We start from the raw sequence: 16,073 nt of genomic DNA on the forward strand, positions 1-16,073 counted from the left end.
TTTTACTCCCTGGCCTTAAAGGGGCATCGCTGTTTGTCGATGTGTTCTTCCAGTTCATCCATAAAATTGTTCAGCAGTCCCTGTACCGGTCCCATTGCCCCCGGGGCAAGGGCGCAGAAGGCATAGTTCAACAGCTTTATATGGTCCTGCAGGATGGCAATATGTTCCCTGCTGCCTTTGCCCGCTTCAATTGTCTCCAGCACGTGGACCACATATGGCAGCCCTTCGCGGCACGGCGTACACCAGCCGCATGACTCGCGGGCATAGAAGCGGACCAGATTGAGCGTGGCCGCCACCAGACAGGTGTCCTGATCGAAGATGACGATCCCGCCGGTGCCGAGACGCGAGCCGGCTTTGGCGACGGGATCGAAATCCATCGGTACCTGCCAGTGCTCGGCGGAGAAATAGGGTGTCGATGCCCCGCCGGGAAGACAGGCCTTAAAACGGCTGCCCGGCCGCATGCCGCCACAGGGGCCCTCGATGATTTCGCCCAGCTCCATCCCCAGCGGCAGCTCAAAACACGATCGGTTGACGACATGGCCACTGATGCAGAACAGTTTCATCCCCGCCGCCTCGGGTGTTCTGGCCAGAGCTTTAAACCACGCCGGTCCTTTGCTGATAATACCCGGCACATTGGCCAGACTTTCAGCGTTATTGACGACAGTTGGACCGCCCCAGAGGCCTTTCACCGCGGGAAACGGCGGTTTTGCCCGGGGATTGGCCCGTTTGCCTTCCAGGGCGTTCATCAGGGCGGTCTCCTCCCCGCAGATATAGCGTCCGGCGGAGCTGTGCACATCGATAGTGCAGGAAAAGCCGCTGCCAAGGATGTTCTCGCCCAGCAGTCCCGCGGCCAGGCATTCGGTAATGCCTCGCTGCAGGTTGGCGGTGGCCGTCTCGTAACCGCGCCGGATAAAGATAAAAGCGTGCCGCACGCCGATGGCATAGGATGCCAGTACGATTCCTTCCAGCAGCGAGTAGGGATTGGCCTCAAGCAATACCCGGTCCTTATAGGTGCCAGGTTCCATCTCGTCGCAGTTGCAGATCAGCCAGCGCGGCCCGGGCAGATCGCGCGGGACGAAAGACCACTTCCTGCCGGTGGGAAAACCAGCCCCGCCCCGTCCACGCAGCCCGGAATCGCTGACCGCCTGCTCCACCTGCTTGGGCGACAGCTCTTTCAAGGCCTTCTGGAGCGCTGCAAAACCGCCCTCGTCACGATATTCAGCAAAGGTGACGCAGCGTCCGGGCTTGTTATGTTGGAAGAGTGGTTGCTCCATAATCACATTGCACCTCGTTCCCATGCGGCGCATGGGAACCAGCTTCATTTAGTTTCAATACCTTCTCTTTCCCGTTGCAGAATATCCAGGGCTTTTTCCAGGGTCAGCCCGCCATACAGATTATCGCCGACCAGCATCGTCGGCGACTGACCGCAATTGCCCAGGCAGCAGCAGGGCAGCAGGGTAAACATGCCGTCACTTGTGGTCTCGCCGACCCCTATGCCAAGCCGGCCAGCAAGCTGCTCCAGCAGGGTTTCCCCGCCCATGGCCCAGCAGGAGATCGAGTCGCACACATGGACCACCCGTCTGCCTACCGGCCGTCGATAAATCATCTCGTAAAAGGTGGCCAGCTCTTCAACCTGCAAAGGGCTCAGGCCGAGCAGATTGGCCGCTTCATGCAGTGCTTCATCAGTCAACCAGCCGTAATGGTGCTGCAGCTCTTTCATTACCTCGACCGCTGCCTCACGCGGGGTAACCGCTGCGGCGACGCGCTGTTCAAGCGTTATTTTCAGCTCATTGTCAATCATGCAACTCTCGTAACAACCTCAAAAAGAAATTACCTGTCGATATCGGCCAGCACGAAATCAATTGAGCCGATGATTGCCAGAAAATCCGCCACCAGCCAGCCCCTGCACAGCAGCGGCAGGGCCTGGATATGCGGGAAACTGGGTGTTTTGATGCGCATTCGATACGGGATATTTGATCCGTCGGAGACGACGAAGTATCCGTTTTCCCCTTTGGGGGCTTCCGTGGCGCAGTAATTCTGTCCCTTAGGCGGAGCCATGCCGCGGGTGGAATTGACAAAATGATGAATGAGCGATTCAATATCCTGCAGGGTGTCCGGTTTTTGCGGCAGCACATAGCGGTAGTCATCGGTTATCCAGCGGCCGTCCGGCATATCGCTTAGACACTGGCGGATGATGCGCATTGATTGCCTGATCTCTTCCACCCGGACCACATAGCGAGCCCAGCAGTCGCCCCCTTCGGCGGTGGCGATATCGAAGTCGAACCGGTCGTAGCCGCCATAGACCATCTTTTTACGCAAATCCCAGGCAAAACCACAGGCGCGCAGGTTGGGCCCCGTCACCCCCCACTCCATGGCCTCATCAAGGCTGATTGCCCCGACCCCCTTGACGCGGGCGGTGAAAATGGGGTTGGCCTTGAGCAGATCGTCATATTCCTGCAGACGAGCGGGCATCCAGTCGAGAAAATGCTGCACCGGAGCCTGCCATCCCTCGGGCAGGTCCTCGCTGACCCCGCCAATCCTGAACCAGGCCGGATGCATCCGCCCGCCGGTAATCATTTCGACGATATCAAAAATCTTTTCCCGGTCGGTGAACATATAAAATACCGGGGTCATCGCCCCGAGATCGGCGGCAAAGGAGCCGAACCAGACGAGGTGGCTGGCAATACGAAACAGCTCGGCCAGCATGACCCGGATGACCATCGCCCGTTCCGGTACAGTTATATTGCACAGCCGCTCGACACTGGTCAGATAGGCCATATTATTCTGCACCCCGGACAGGTAGTCGATCCGGTCGGTGTAGGGGATAAACTGGTTCCAATGCTGCCGTTCGCCGATTTTTTCCGCGCCGCGGTGGTGATAGCCGATTTCGGTATCCATATCGACGATCTCTTCACCATTCAGTTTGAGCATAAAGCGGATAATACCATGGGTGCCGGGATGCTGCGGCCCCAGGTTGATAATCATGGTCTCCTCATCGACGCGTTCAAAGAAATCCGTCGCCGGCAGCGCCTGCTGTTTGCGTGCATCCTCCGTGGTATACGGGGGCAGCTCTGTCGCCCGGGACGGATGTTCCTTGCGCAGCGGGTGGCCCTCCCAGTCCGGCGGCAAAAGGATGCGTTTCAGGTTCGGATGGCCGGCAAAGCGGATACCGAACATATCGAACACTTCCCGCTCATACCAGTTGGACGCCGGGAAGACCCCGGTAACGCTCGGCAGCTCCGGATAGTCCCCGGTCAGCTCGGTTTTAATGCGGACATACCCCGGCGTGTCAAAGCAGAGCAGATGGTAATTGAGGGTAAAATCGGGATAGAGGTCTGGTTCGCGACGGCAGGATTCATCCACAGCGGCGATATCTTCAAGCCGGCGAAACGGCTTCGCCGGCCGATTTTTCAAATAAGCCAGCACCTCGGGGATTATGTCGGCAGGGGCTTTATAGGTGAGCATATCGGTTGCAAGCGAATCGACAGTCACCTTCCCGGCAAAAGCGGCTTCGAGTTCCCCGCCGAGGCTGAAATCCGGATAATCGTGCCGAACCGCAGGGGGCCGCCACATATCCACGGAGCGTGACATGGCAAAATGCGGATGCTGCAGGGAGGTTCCCCGTTTGGCAATCCCGGCCATTCCCGGTCCGCGACTGTCCCGGGTTTTTGACAGCCCGTCGATCAGCACCGGTGCCGTCGTCCCCTGGCTGCCGCCTGCCATATGCAGGACCGGCCGGGCGGGACGCTCTTCCCTGCGGATTTTTTCCTGGAGCAGCATCAGCCCCTGCAGGAACGCTTCAGGGCGCGGCGGGCAGCCGGGCACGTAGACATCGACCGGCAGGATCTGGTTGATCCCCTGGACGACGCTGTAGACATCGTACATGCCGCCGGAGTTTGAACAGCTGCCCATGGATATCACCCAGCGTGGCTCGGGCATCTGCTCGTACAGGCGGAGGATGGACGGGGCCATTTTTTTAAAGATGGTGCCGGATGTGACCATCAGATCAGCTTCCCGCGGCGAGCCGCGCAGCACCTCGGCACCAAAACGGGCGATATCGAGACGGGAGGTAAAGGAGGCCATCATTTCGACAAAACAGCAGGAAAGCCCCCAGAACATCGGCCAGAGCGAGTTGGCCCGGCCCCAGTTGATCATGTCGTCGAGGCGGGTGAGCAGGATATTGTCCGGGATGTCATGCTTCATGGGTGACCATTCTTCTTTGTCCTCATCTTTGACGGGCCCCATTCCAGTCCGCCCTTCAGCCATATCCAGACCAGTCCCAGCAACAGTGCAACGATAAAAAAAGTGATATGGATCAGGCCACTGAGCCCCAATTGATCCCAGACGACCGCCCAGGTAAAAATAAAGGCACTTTCCACATCGAAGACGATGAAAAATATAGCCAGCAGATAAAAGGGGATGTACAGACGGAGACGGGCCGAACCAGACGGGATAACCCCGGATTCGTAGGCCAGTTCCTTGTTGCGGTTGGTTGTCTTGGCACCGAACCACCAGGAAGCGAGCAGCATCCCGCCAACCAGAATAACGGTTACGAGGGTATAAACAATGAGGGCAAAAAATTGTGCTGGCTGCATGTCGTGCCTTTCAATAAACGACTGTACATGTCCAGGTATTGAAATAAGCCTAAAACGTTTACAGTTCTACCCCCGCCAAAAAGCGTTACCGGATTCTTTATAGGATTCGCTTGACGGGTTGCTCACTTCAGTACCCCCTTGAGGGGTAATATTTACAATATCTTATACTGATTTTTCAACAAATATGCCACGAAAAGATCAGCATTTTGAAATTCAGAACCATCCTGTTTAATCAGCCAGTATATTCTCCCTGTCGCTTCATCACCGAAAACCCCGAAACCGCAGAGGGCATTAAGATTCCTGGCCGAGGAGAATCGTGCTGGACACGTGGATTTTTATCTGCTCATTCATCAGGCGGCAATATCTCTTGCATTTTTTTTCCTGCTCTTCTTTTTTATGTGATCATTTGCCGGCACAGGCTATATACTATCCGCAAAGAAAGTAACCGTTTGCGCGGCGTACTGCAGGCGACACACGACCGCTCCCCCTCCAGGTAAAAGCAGCTCTAGCCCGCAGCTCGGAGCTGCCCGATACAGGATATTTATCAGGACGTAAATCTTTATACATTATTTTTCTTTTCCTCTCGCACGGTCGCTTTCCAGCCGATTACTACCTATTGCCAAGGAGACATAAATGACTATTCATAATCTGCACATAAGCCTCGCCCCGCTGATATCATTGCTTGCCGGAATTCTCATTCTGGTCGCCCCGCGCCTGCTCAGGTACATCGTTGCCATATACCTGATCGTTATAGGCATACTAGGATTGACAGGCGGACGCGGCATACATTTTTAACCGTCCCCGGGGAAATATTGACCCCTTACCAACAAATGGTAATATCGCCGGGTATAAATCGAATCCGTCACGTGTTTGTCGTCATCTTTTTCATGCAGCCGAAGGTCAAACGGCTGCATGAAAATTTTCTCCGGTGGAAAACCAGCCAGGTTGCCTGCCGGGTCAGGGCAGGAGCGGAGCGTGTCACGTTGTTTAGCGGTAATCAGAAAAATGCCCTGTTGATTGTCTTCCAGATCATTGTTAATACTGTCAATGGTATGAAAAACAAATACCCAGGCTCGCGGCAGATGGCCGTTGGCTATCTGGTACCGATCAACAAAAAACTCTAACAACGAAAACTTCAGGGGAACCAGGGGCGAATATGAATATTGCCGAACAGAGAGGATTTTCCAGGATCATGCTGTTTCTGGCGCTCTCCAGGACTCCACACGGTCTGCTCGATATCTGTTCCCCTTTACTCGCAGCCTTGCTGTGGCTGGGACGACTCCCCGAACCGCTGGTCATCGTCCAGGGTACGGTTGCCGCATTTGCCGGCTATACCGCGGTCTATGCCTTAAATGACATAATCGATTACCAACACGACAAGAAAAAGATCGGCCAGACAGGTTTTCGCCGGGAGACCAGTTATCTTGATGCGGCCTTTGTCCGTCACCCACTGGCCCAGGGCCTGTTAAGCATGCCGGAAGCCATTGCCTGGGCCGGCGGCTGGATGATCTTTTCTCTGCTGAATGCCTACCTGCTCAATCCGGTCTGCGCTCTTATCCTGGTTGTCGGATGTTTTCTGGAAATAATATATTGCCTTTTGCTGCAGATAAGCCACCTGCGGACCCTGGTGAGCGGAATCGTCAAGACTCTCGGGGGACTGGCAGCGATATTCGCCGTCGATCCCTCCCCGGAACCGGGCCTGCTCCTGCTGGTGTTTTCCTGGCTGTTTTTCTGGGAGATAGGCGGGCAGAATGTTCCCGCCGACTGGCATGACATAAAAGAAGATATAGTTCTCAAGGCCCGAACTGTGCCGGTTTCCCTCGGGCCGAGGGTTGCCAGTTATATTGTCCTGTGCACCCTCTGCCTCAGCATCTTGTTAAGCGCAATTCTGTTTCGTGTCGTCCCCCTGCAGCTCCCTTTACCTCTCTATCTGGCCACACTTATTACCGGAATTTATCTGCTTGTCCTACCGGCGGTGCGCCTCTTCCAGACAAGGGACAGGGATGAAGCCGCCGCACTCTTCAACCGGGCCAGCTATTATCCTTTCGTGCTCTTTCTTTTCGCGCTGATAAGCCTCGTACAGTAGGAGGGCGATTTTTCACGGCAAGCTGCAATCCGAGGTTGATGGTGGCCTAAGAATTGAGTAACATATCGTACTTGAGAGGAGTCTTGAATAATTACCGGCTGAAAACGTTTTTGCCGTCACCTTGAATTGGTTGAGCACATCACTCATATGAATGTTTCAACAAACAGTGCCTCCCGGCAAACAATAAAGTCAAAGGAGGACAATTTGGTAAGCAAAAAATATTGCCGACAAGTGGCGAGTGAAGTCTCACCGATAAACGCAAAGAAAGCCGGAATGTATCACTCTTTACTGCAGCAAGGATGGGTAAAGCTGCTCCCTGCACTTGCCGCATTCCTGCTCGGAGGCTGCAGCAATCTGGTTCTGCTCAATCCCAAGGGGCCAATCGGTGAAACGGAGCGGTTTGTCATTCTTCTCGCCTTTGCCCTCATGCTGCTCGTCGTCATTCCAGTGATCGTCATGGCCTTCTGGTTTCCCTGGAAATACCGGGCCGACAAAAGCCGCGCAGACTATGATCCCAAATGGAGCGATTCCGGAAAAATTGAACTGGTCATCTGGCTGGTCCCGGCAGTCATCGTCACCTGCCTCAGTGTGCTTATCTGGTATACCACCCACCATCTGGATCCATACAAACCGATTGTTTCAACCAGTAAACCGGTCAATGTCGAAGCCGTATCTCTCGACTGGCAGTGGCTGTTTATCTATCCGGATGAAAATATCGCCGTTGCCAACCAGCTTGTCTTTCCGGCCCATGTTCCGCTGAACCTGAGGATCACTTCCGATACCGTCATGACCTCTTTTTTCATCCCGCAACTGGGCAGTCAGATTTATGCCATGGCGGGCATGCAGACCCGCCTGCACCTGCTGGCCAATGAGCCGGGAAGCTATGCCGGGCAAAACCAGCAATACAGCGGAGAAGGCTACGCCGGAATGAATTTCAAGGCGGTTGCCACCACGGCCGAGGAATATGCCGCATGGCTGGCAGAGAGCCGAAAAGCACCGCAAAAGCTCGACCTGGCCCGATATGAACAACTTGCCAAACCGACAACGGACACCTCCGTTGCCTATTTCTCATCGGTTGAGCCCGGACTGTTCGACTCTATCATCCATAAATATATGACCATGACCGATATGCCCCCCGCGGATGGTACTGCCGAGGACATGCCGATGAAACCCATGCACGACATGCACCACATGAAAGGTAATTGATATGTTCGGAAAGTTAAGCCTTGAGGCAATCCCCTACCACGACCCTATCGTTATGCTGGCGGTCATCGGCTCTATTGCGCTGGGCCTGGTTATCATGGGCCTGATCAGCTATTTTCACAAATGGCACTATCTCTGGACAGAATGGCTGACCAGCCTCGATCACAAGAAGATCGGTATCATGTATATCATCCTGGCGCTGGTCATGATGCTGCGGGGATTGTCCGACGCAGTCATGCTGCGCTCGCAGCAGGCCATCGCCATGGGTTCAGCGGGATACCTGCCGCCGGATCATTTCAACCAGGTTTTCAGCGCCCACGGCACGATGATGATTATCTTTGTGGCCATGCCCTTTCTGACCGGCCTGGTAAATATAGTTGTCCCCCTGCAGCTCGGTGCCCGGGATGTGGCATATCCCTTTCTCAATTCGATCAGTTTCTGGCTGACCGCATCCGGTGCCATGCTGGTCATGGTATCGCTGGGAGTCGGGGAGTTCTCCAAGGCCGGCTGGTCCGGCTACGCACCGTTGACCGAACTGCAGTACAGTCCGGGCACGGGGGTCGATTACTGGCTTTGGTCATTGCAGATCGCCGGCATCGGCTCGCTGTTGACCAGCGTCAACTTTCTGGTCACCATCCTGAAAATGCGCGCCCCCGGTATGACCCTGATGCGCATGCCGATCTTCGTCTGGACGACGCTGTGCACCAGCGTACTGATGCTTTTTTCCTTTCCGGTCCTGACCGTCGCCCTCGCCATGGTGACTCTTGATCGCTATCTGGGCATGCATTTTTTCAGCAATGATTTCGGCGGCAATATGATGATGTATGCCAACCTGTTCTGGATCTGGGGCCATCCAGAAGTCTATATTGTGGTGCTGCCGGCCTTCGGGATCTATTCCGAGGTCTCCGCCACCTTCTCCAGCAAACGTCTGTTCGGCTATACGTCAATGGTTTATGCCACTGCCGCGATTATGGTTCTGTCGTTTTCCGTCTGGGTGCATCATTTTTTCACCATGGGCGCCAGTCCCAACGTCAACATTTTCTTTGGCATCACCACCATGATTATTGCTGTCCCCACCGGGGTAAAGATTTTCAACTGGCTGTTCACCATGTATCGCGGCCGGGTCCGTTTCACCACGCCGATGCTCTGGACCCTGGGATTTATCACCACCTTTGCCATCGGCGGCATGACGGGAGTTCTTCTGGCGGCACCGCCCGCTGATTTTGTCCTGCATAACAGCCTGTTTCTGGTTGCCCATTTCCATAACGTGCTGATCCCCGGGGCGCTGTTCGGCTACCTTGCCGGGTATGCCTACTGGTTTCCGAAGGCCATCGGCTTTGCGCTTGATGAAAAATGGGGAAGAAGGTCCTTCTGGTCATGGATCATTGGTTTCTATCTGGCCTTTATTCCCCTGTATATCCTCGGATTTATGGGCATGCCACGCCGTATGGCACATTATGACAATCCCGCCTGGCAGCCTCTTTTGATCATTGCTGCAGCAGGAACCATGCTCATTATGTTTGGTGTTCTCTGCCAGATTATCCAACTCGTGGTCAGTATCAGGGCCCGTCACAGCCACCGTGATCTGACCGGCGACCTCTGGGATGGGCGGACCCTGGAATGGGCCACGGCATCGCCGCCGCCCGTCTATAACTTTGCCACGGTACCGGTCGTCCATGATATAGACGCCTTTACCGACATGAAGGAAAAAGGCACCGCCTACACCAGGCCAGATCACTTTGAAGACATCCATATGCCGAAGAACAGCGCCTGTGGTTTGATCAGCGGGATGCTGACCTTAGTCTTTGGATTTGCCATGATCTGGTATATCTGGTGGCTGGCCATTGCCAGCGCCCTTGGCATGCTTATAACGATTATCATCCGTGCCAACGATGATGAGAGCCATTACACCATCCCCGCCGCTGAAGTCGAAGCGATGGAAAACAAACGCCTGCACGATATGCTCGCCGCGGCTGGAACCGCCAGGTAAGCTGACTATCCTGGCTATTATAGAAGGTTGGTACGGGAGATAATGCATTAATGACAACAAAGACCATGATCACTGACGCCACAACCGCCGAAATCTGGGAAGAGCATGATATTGCAGGGAATCAGTCACTTGGTTTCTGGCTGTACCTCATGTCCGACCTGGTGCTTTTCGGCGCCATATTCGCCACCTATGCGGTTCTGGGCCATAACTATGCCGGGGGGCCGACGGGCAGGGAGCTGTTCAATCTCCCCATGGTGTTCGCCGAAACCTTACTGCTGCTGGTCAGCAGTGCGACCTTCGGTCTGGTCATGATCTACATGCACCAGGGAAAACGCGACTGGGTTCTGGGCTGGATGGCCGTCACCTTCCTGCTGGGCCTCGGCTTCGTTGTCATGGAAGTCCATGAATTCCACACCCTGATAAGCGAAGGGAACGGACCGGACCGCAGTGCTTTTCTGTCGGCATTCTTCACCCTGGTCGGCACCCATGGCGCCCATGTCGCCTCCGGCCTGATCTGGATGGCGGTCATGTTTGTCCAGGTGATCGGAAAGGGTTTCACCCTCCCCGTCCAATCCCGCCTGATGCGCCTCAGCATGTTCTGGCACTTTCTCGACATCGTCTGGGTGGCCGTGTTTACTATTGTCTATCTTATGTCTTTTGTATAATAAAAGGTGCCCTTTATGAGCCATTCATCCATCGACCGCACCGGGCCCAGCCGGGGAACGTTTACCTCCTATGGAATCGGCTTCGTCCTCTCCATCCTTCTGACCGCCATCGCCTTCTGGATAACTATGAACGGCACCGCCTCCCGCGCCGTTATCCTGACAACTATTTTCGCCGCCGCTATTGCTCAGATACTGGTCCACCTGCACTATTTCCTGCATCTGGACCGATCGTCAGCGGCAAGCTGGAATGTACTGGCCCTGATCTTTACCTTTCTGATTATGGTCCTCTTTGTCGGCGGGACCCTGTGGATCATGCATAGTCTCGATTACCGGATGATGTAAGCCCGGTTTGCGGCAAAAGATTTTCTCCCCGCACTGTTCAGCCCGTTATCCCGGCGTGCCTGCCGTTTGCCGGGGTCAGGGACTGATTTTACCGAGTCGAGCTCTTTTCATTCTCGACCGTTTTTATTACACTCAGTCGTCCAGATGTCGTTCGGCCCTGGAAGGCATCGACCTTCCCCGCCACATGCCCCAAAGAGGTCACACTTTCCGTGTAGTCGATTTTACCCGCCAGCATAGCCCTCGCCTTCTTTTTTATTCCGGAAAATCCAATAATTGTAGCTGGTATAGATAAGGATTATCGGCAACAGCACAGCCATAACCACCAGCATGAACCGCAGGGTCGTCTCGCTCGCGGCGACATCCTGAACGGTCAGGGGAGCCGAATCCATACTCGGGATCATCTCGGGATACAGGCCAATGGACAGTCCGGTAAAGGAAAGAATGATAATCAGCCAGTTCCAGATCAGCGGAGCAAGTCTTTTTTGCTGGTGAAGGCTGCGAAAATAGCGTACACAGGCGATGATGGTCAAAATAGCGAAAAAATAGACCGGAGACGGAGGCCAGGCCGTCCACTTAGCGGCCATCTCTGCATGGCGGATGCTGGTTCCGACATACACGGCCGCCGAGACGATAATAGTCAACCCCCCGGCCAGTCTGGCGGCGCTGTAGCTCCATTGCTGAAGTCGGCCTGTTGTCCGGGCGATCAGGTACCCGGAACCCAACATCAAATACCCGCAGACCACCCCCAGGGCGGCAACGGCCGAATACCAGTTCATCCAGTCAGTGGGCTTTCCGGCAAAGGAATCGGCTTGGACAGCTATCCCGCCCATAAGTCCACCAAGCGCAAACCCCTGGCCCAGCGTAGCGATAAAGCTGCCCAGACCAAACGACAGGAGCCAGAACATTTTCCCCCAGCCCCTGGCATGTGCATGAAATTCAAAGGCCACCCCACGAAAGATAAAACCAAACAGCATCAAAATAAAAGGTATATAGAGCGCCGAGAGGACGATCGAATAAAAGAGCGGGAAAGCACCAAACAGCATGCCGCCGAGGATAACCAGCCATGTCTGGTTGCCATGCCAGATCGTATGGATGGACTGCATCATCGCATTTTTTTCCTCCTGATCCCGCATGAAGAGCGTCAGTATCCCGATTCCGAGATCCGCGCCATCGGTCAGCGTATAGTAGAGCAGGAAAAACCCGATTATCAACAGCCAGATATTAGCCAGATTTGCGTTTATGAGATCCATGGAAGTATCCCCCCTTGTTGAGATCCTGCATAACCGGAACAGAGCCCAATCGCCCGACGCCCAAAATTTATGGATTAAGGCTGAAGTCGGGACCTTTCTTAAGCAATCGCCAGACGAAAAAGATAAAGACCACAAACAGCAGCAGATAGATTGCCACAAAGCCAAGCAGTGACGCAGCCACCGTCTCGGTGGGTAGAGGACTCACTCCGTCGCTGGTCCGGAGTACTCCCTGGATAACCCAGGGCTGCCTGCCCACTTCCCGAACCACCCACCCCGCCTCCATGGCCAGATAACTGAGAGGAACTGCTGCCATCCAGCCAAAGAGCATCCACTTATGCCGCCCAACCCGCTCGGCCGTCAACTCACCCTTTTTCCAGAGCCACAAGGACCAGAGCATCAACAGCACCATCAGGCCGCCTAAGACCAGCATGACCCGAAAGCCGTAAAAAGTCAGCAGCAATGGCGGCTGGTCCTCGACCGGGACCTCCCGCAGCCCTTTGACCTGGCCGGTCAGCGACTCCGTCGTTATAAGACTGAGGGCATAGGGCAGGCTGACGGTCCAGACGTTGTCCTGTATTTTTTTATCGGGCCAGGCGAGGATATTCCAGGCGGCACCCTGACCTTCGGGATTGGTCTGCCAGTGTGCTTCCATGGCGGCAAGCTTGACCGGTTGATGATGCGTCACCGATTTACCGGCGCCATGACCAATCACAACCTGCAGCGGGGTGATGAGAACGGCGGCCGCGAGCATCATTTTGAAAGAGGTGAGGAAAAAATCCGGATATCTGCCCCGCCATAGATACCAGGCACTGATGCCGCCGATGACAAAGAGCGAGATCTCCAGGCAGGCAAGCCACATATGGGTGATACCCCAGAACGTGTCAGGATTCCAGATTGCGGCATAGATGTCGGTCAGGAGAAATTTGTTATTAACAAATTCCCCGCCGACCGGAGTCTGCATCCAGGAATTGGCCGCCATTATCCAGAAGGCGGACAGGGAGCCGCCAAGAGCGACCATGCAGGTCGAAAAAAAATGCATCCCGGGGGAGACCCGTTTCCAGCCAAAGGCCATTATGCCGAGAAACGAAGCCTCCAGCATAAAGGCCATGGACGCCTCAAAGCCCAGCAGATGGCCGAAGATATCGCCTCCCGCCCGGGAGAAGGCACTCCAGTTGGTGCCGAATTGAAATTCCATAGGGATACCGCTGACAACCCCCACGGCAAAGTTCAGCAGAAACAGGCGCATCCAGAATCGGGCATGATTATAGTACCGCAGCTCTCGCGTCATCAGCCAGCGCGCCTCCAGGACGACCAGAAAAAGGCTCAATCCGATGGTGAGCACAGGCCAGATGATATGGAAGATAGCGGTAAACGCAAAGTGCAGACGGGAGAGAAAGATGTGATCAGAAAAGAGCTCCATGCCCGGTGCCTCCTTCAACTCAGTAGTTTTTCCTGTCGGGTATTGCCGTTACACACTGTCTTTTTACCGGCTTCCCTTATTGGACGCGGCCCTTAACGGCTGCGCCAAGAATTGCAAATCGAGATTCCTTGTAGCCTTCCTGCAGCTGCAGACCGGCAGCAGCCAGGGCGGCCCGGAAATCCGGGCCATGAAATCGATTTTCCCGCGGATGATCGAGCATCCGGATAAACAGCGGATTGGCATACAGCGGAGGGTAAATCTCTTCAAAAAAGAAAATACCGCCATCTTTCAACACCCTGGCTATCTCCGCAACGCCCTTCTGCCAGTTTTCCAGATGATGAATAATGCCGTAATTAAAAACCGCGTCAAAACATTGATTGGGATAGGGCAGTTCCTGGGCATCGGCCGTCAGCAGCTGCAGAGGAATATTTTTCCAGGCCGCCCGTTTTTGTCTCTTTTTGGCGGCCTCGAGCATGGCCACATCAATATCCAGGGCATGAATTGCCGCGGGGGCAAAGGACTCGTTGATAATCCGCGCCCCAACCCCGCAGCCGCACCCGATTTCCAGACATGTGCCGCCGGGGGCGAGCTTGTCCATGTTCTTGAAAAACCGTCCTTCCAACTGCTGCACATACCGCCGCACGGGGCTATTCACCCAGAGCCTCTCCGGCCAGTTAACAATCATTGCGCCTCCTTGCGGCCTTGAAATATCTTGGCAATGCCAAAGGTTAATTTTTTAATTTTCGTATCCGTGAAACCTGCCGCAGCTATTTCGGCAATAAAATGCGGGTCATCAGGGAACGAATCGACCGATTCGGCCAAATAACTGTAGGCATAATTCGTACGGGAAATCAAATTGCCGACGGGCGGCAGGATATAGTCAAAATAAAAACGATACAACCGATAGAGCAACGGCTGATCCGGATAGGAAAATTCCATGACAAAGAGCCTGCCGCCGGGTTTTAAAACCCGGTAGAATTCATTGAGCGCCAGATCTCGCTCTTCCACGTTCCGCAGACCGAAAGATATGGTCAACGCATCCACCGAATCACTCTTTATGGGCAGTTGCCGGCCGTCGCCCGCGGTCAGAGTAACCTTGTCGGCCGCACCTCGAGCGGCAATTTTCTTTCTGCCCACCTCAAGCATGCCGGGGGAAAAATCCACGCCGACCACTCTGGCGAGTGGATAGCGTTCGCTGATGGCAAGGGCCACCTCCGCGGTACCGACGGCAACATCGAGGACCAGCGCCCCTGTATCGAGCATCAGACTGTCCGCCAGAACCTGCCGCCAGTAAATATCCCGGCGCAGGGATAAAAAACTGTTCTGGAAGTCGTAGCTCGGGGCGATAGTTTCAAACATTGCCTTTACGGCCGTATCTTTCATTGTCTCTTCTCCATATTTTTTGCCACCCAGTCGATCTCTTCGATAAGACAATCAGTGACTGTCCCGTTTTTCAGCTCGGCTGGAAGAATTGTCCAGGTATACGTTTCCACTTCCAGCGGTAGACCCGCCGGCAACAGCGGCAGAAGCTCTTCGAGAAAAAAACGGGTACTGTCGCACTCCCCGGTCTTTTCCATAAAAACGGGGACATGAAAATGGACCCGCCACTCTTCGACATCCTCCGGAGCAGCAATAATGGCCTGATCCAGATCATCATAACGCAGCAGCCCGCCATCAGCCTTTCGACCAACAGTCTGATGCAGATAACAGGCTTCCTGGAATCGTTTGAGAAGGGAAATATTCGAATCCAGCAGACGCAAGGCCGAGGAGACCTGCACATGACCAATCCTGATCTCGTTATCGGCCAGCTTTTGCAGGGATGCAGCCGGGTTTTCAAACTGCAGAGCCTGATGACAGCAGTCATAACAGACCGCCAGCCATTGTCGCTGGCGGTGAGAAATCGGCAGACTGGAGAAAAAATCAACAACATCTTCCGTTGTCTCCAGAAAGCAGCCGGGCTCAGGCTCCATGGCAAGGACGATCTCCTTTCCGGTCTTCTGGGCCAGATGATCCATAAAATCGAGAGCGGCCCGGAGATTTTTCAAAACCGTCACCATATCCCCTTTTTCGATACACGCACGAAAACCGACCGGTACCGTCGACACAGAGCCCCGCATGGTGTCCGGCAGCCAGAGAGCCAGCAGCTCGGCAATCTTTCTGGTGTACTGGAGACGTTCACTGAAGCGCCAGTCGGGAAGGTAGACCGACTCTTTCACCGGCGCATGATGAAAGGTGCCGTAGGGAAAACCATTAACGGTTGCGACGTAGAAACCTTCCTCCCGGCACCAGCCATGAAAATCGGCAGCCAGCGCCAGATCCATCTCCTGACTCGCCCGGCCGGAAAGCCTCAGGCCAAGGGGGAAAGGGGCATCGGGGGAGAAACGCTTCTTCACCACCGGAGCGTGCTGGCGGATTGCGGAAAAAATTTCCTGCCAGCTCTCCCCCGGGTGAATATTGGTACAATAACTTACCTGCTGCACCGGAGGGTCGGGCAGCACATGCAAAGCATTTCTGGCACACAT

16 protein-coding genes are annotated in these 16,073 nt (G+C 54.7%); 6 read left to right on the forward strand and 10 right to left on the reverse strand.

Features of this window, described 5'->3' with window-relative positions:
• Nucleotides 1-2: 2 nt before the first annotated feature.
• The 4 genes from nuoF to FCL47_RS02270 are packed head-to-tail and all read right to left on the reverse strand — an operon-like array spanning nucleotide 3 to nucleotide 4,595.
• Nucleotides 3-1,274, reverse strand: coding sequence for an NADH-quinone oxidoreductase subunit NuoF (nuoF, locus tag FCL47_RS02255; RefSeq protein WP_136812154.1), 1,272 nt, complete (start codon nucleotides 1,272-1,274; stop codon nucleotides 3-5).
• Between the two features lie 44 nt (nucleotides 1,275-1,318).
• Nucleotides 1,319-1,801, reverse strand: coding sequence for an NADH-quinone oxidoreductase subunit NuoE (nuoE, locus tag FCL47_RS02260; protein WP_136811826.1), 483 nt, complete (start codon nucleotides 1,799-1,801; stop codon nucleotides 1,319-1,321).
• Nucleotides 1,802-1,830: 29 nt separating this feature from the next.
• The gene (locus FCL47_RS02265; protein ID WP_136811827.1) at nucleotides 1,831-4,203 is read right to left on the reverse strand and encodes an NADH-quinone oxidoreductase subunit B/C/D; all 2,373 of its coding nucleotides are present in this window, start codon (nucleotides 4,201-4,203) and stop codon (nucleotides 1,831-1,833) included.
• The gene (locus FCL47_RS02270) at nucleotides 4,200-4,595 is read right to left on the reverse strand and encodes an NADH-quinone oxidoreductase subunit A (RefSeq protein ID WP_136811828.1); all 396 of its coding nucleotides are present in this window, start codon (nucleotides 4,593-4,595) and stop codon (nucleotides 4,200-4,202) included. The genes FCL47_RS02265 and FCL47_RS02270 overlap by 4 nt, the downstream gene beginning before the upstream one ends.
• A gap of 633 nt (nucleotides 4,596-5,228) precedes the next feature.
• Between FCL47_RS02270 and FCL47_RS02275 the strand changes: the two genes are divergently transcribed.
• Nucleotides 5,229-5,390 (forward strand): DUF3096 domain-containing protein, encoded by a 162-nt coding sequence (locus FCL47_RS02275; protein WP_136811829.1) that lies wholly within the window; start codon nucleotides 5,229-5,231, stop codon nucleotides 5,388-5,390.
• Here FCL47_RS02275 and FCL47_RS02280 read toward each other — a convergent pair.
• The gene (locus tag FCL47_RS02280; RefSeq protein WP_136811830.1) at nucleotides 5,387-5,722 is read right to left on the reverse strand and encodes a hypothetical protein; all 336 of its coding nucleotides are present in this window, start codon (nucleotides 5,720-5,722) and stop codon (nucleotides 5,387-5,389) included. The two genes, FCL47_RS02275 and FCL47_RS02280, sit on opposite strands and share 4 nt — an antisense overlap.
• A gap of 29 nt (nucleotides 5,723-5,751) precedes the next feature.
• Between FCL47_RS02280 and FCL47_RS02285 the strand changes: the two genes are divergently transcribed.
• From FCL47_RS02285 to cyoD, 5 genes are all read left to right on the forward strand, one after another.
• Nucleotides 5,752-6,681 (forward strand): UbiA family prenyltransferase, encoded by a 930-nt coding sequence (locus tag FCL47_RS02285; protein ID WP_136811831.1) that lies wholly within the window; start codon nucleotides 5,752-5,754, stop codon nucleotides 6,679-6,681.
• A 204-nt stretch (nucleotides 6,682-6,885) separates the two neighbouring features.
• Nucleotides 6,886-7,887: a ubiquinol oxidase subunit II gene (gene cyoA / locus FCL47_RS02290; RefSeq protein ID WP_205747179.1), complete on the forward strand. Its 1,002-nt coding sequence runs from the start codon at nucleotides 6,886-6,888 to the stop codon at nucleotides 7,885-7,887.
• 1 nt (nucleotide 7,888) lies between these two features.
• Nucleotides 7,889-9,874 carry a cytochrome o ubiquinol oxidase subunit I gene (gene cyoB, locus FCL47_RS02295; protein WP_136811832.1) on the forward strand — a complete coding sequence of 662 codons (1,986 nt, stop codon included), beginning with the start codon at nucleotides 7,889-7,891 and terminating at the stop codon, nucleotides 9,872-9,874.
• Between the two features lie 50 nt (nucleotides 9,875-9,924).
• Nucleotides 9,925-10,539 (forward strand): cytochrome o ubiquinol oxidase subunit III, encoded by a 615-nt coding sequence (gene cyoC, locus FCL47_RS02300; protein WP_136811833.1) that lies wholly within the window; start codon nucleotides 9,925-9,927, stop codon nucleotides 10,537-10,539.
• Between the two features lie 15 nt (nucleotides 10,540-10,554).
• A complete protein-coding gene (cyoD, locus tag FCL47_RS02305) occupies nucleotides 10,555-10,881 on the forward strand; it encodes a cytochrome o ubiquinol oxidase subunit IV (RefSeq protein WP_136811834.1) in 327 nt (108 codons plus the stop codon).
• 221 nt (nucleotides 10,882-11,102) lie between these two features.
• On the opposite strand, the gene cydB is transcribed toward cyoD, so the two are convergent.
• The 5 genes from cydB to eboE form a co-directional block, all read right to left on the reverse strand.
• On the reverse strand, nucleotides 11,103-12,131 hold the full coding sequence (gene cydB, locus FCL47_RS02310) for a cytochrome d ubiquinol oxidase subunit II (protein WP_136811835.1): 1,029 nt from the start codon (nucleotides 12,129-12,131) through the stop codon (nucleotides 11,103-11,105).
• A gap of 67 nt (nucleotides 12,132-12,198) precedes the next feature.
• Nucleotides 12,199-13,551: a cytochrome ubiquinol oxidase subunit I gene (locus FCL47_RS02315; RefSeq protein ID WP_136811836.1), complete on the reverse strand. Its 1,353-nt coding sequence runs from the start codon at nucleotides 13,549-13,551 to the stop codon at nucleotides 12,199-12,201.
• A gap of 76 nt (nucleotides 13,552-13,627) precedes the next feature.
• Nucleotides 13,628-14,236, reverse strand: coding sequence for a class I SAM-dependent methyltransferase (locus FCL47_RS02320; RefSeq protein ID WP_136811837.1), 609 nt, complete (start codon nucleotides 14,234-14,236; stop codon nucleotides 13,628-13,630).
• Nucleotides 14,233-14,934 (reverse strand): bifunctional demethylmenaquinone methyltransferase/2-methoxy-6-polyprenyl-1,4-benzoquinol methylase UbiE, encoded by a 702-nt coding sequence (gene ubiE / locus FCL47_RS02325; RefSeq protein WP_136811838.1) that lies wholly within the window; start codon nucleotides 14,932-14,934, stop codon nucleotides 14,233-14,235. Before ubiE ends, FCL47_RS02320 begins: the two co-directional genes overlap by 4 nt.
• Nucleotides 14,931-16,073 (reverse strand): metabolite traffic protein EboE, encoded by a 1,143-nt coding sequence (eboE, locus tag FCL47_RS02330; protein WP_136812156.1) that lies wholly within the window; start codon nucleotides 16,071-16,073, stop codon nucleotides 14,931-14,933. Before eboE ends, ubiE begins: the two co-directional genes overlap by 4 nt.

Source organism: Desulfopila sp. IMCC35006 (assembly GCF_005116645.1).
In the GTDB taxonomy this organism is placed as follows: Bacteria; Desulfobacterota; Desulfobulbia; order Desulfobulbales; family Desulfocapsaceae; genus Desulforhopalus_A.